Source organism: Vibrio sp. 1078-1, assembly GCF_033340475.1.
In genome coordinates, this window is sequence record NZ_JAWOWM010000415.1 from 1 (window position 1) to 668 (window position 668).

The window sequence follows — 668 nt, forward strand, 5'->3', positions numbered from 1 at the left end:
GCTTCTAGATCACCAGACCACGAAATATCCGCTAATTCATCCAATTCGGCACTCAGCCGGTTTTCCTTCGCTAGCGTGTGGATGTACTGACCACTAACTGCATCTAACTTGGCCATTGGCTGACGTTGCGATAATTGAACAAGCGGCTGGCCTTTCTTTACCAAATCGCCCTCTTGAACATACAGCTTTTCAATGATACCGCCTTCTAAATGCTGTATCTCTTGCCGCTTGGTTAGAACAGACAAATCTCCATAAGCGATAGCAGCACTCTCTAACTTTGCGGTAGCCGCCCAATATCCTAAACCGCCTAGGAAAAAGCTTAACGTTGCAACTCCGAGCAAAATTGGCTTTTTGAAACTCAAGTTAGCATCTGAACTGAAACGGTAGACTTTCTCCGCGGGAAGTTCGTTAACGACTGGCTGCTGATTGCTCATTTTTCACCCTTGGAATATCCGTTCTGTCCTCGCCCATTAAACGCTTCAACACTTCATCTCGAGCACCATAAAGTTTGGCGCGGCCATCAGCTAAATACAGCAATCGATCCATTTGCCTCAATGTGCTTGGATTATGGGCGATAACCACAATGGTCGAGCCCTGAGATTTTAGATGAGCGATAAGACGCTGATACGCAGCCTCACCTTCTCCGTCTAGATTGGCGTTTGCTTCAT

The 668-nt window shown here is 46.7% G+C and carries 1 protein-coding gene and 1 pseudogene; both read right to left on the reverse strand.

Annotated features, from left to right (window positions below; genetic code table 11):
- The coding region (locus R7190_RS27920; protein WP_203511108.1) for a biotin/lipoyl-binding protein at positions 1-434 on the reverse strand (434 nt) is incomplete at its 3' end.
- Positions 409-668 (reverse strand): annotated as a pseudogene (locus R7190_RS27925) (type I secretion system permease/ATPase); the annotation flags it as partial. The pseudogene R7190_RS27925 and the gene R7190_RS27920, both read right to left, overlap by 26 nt.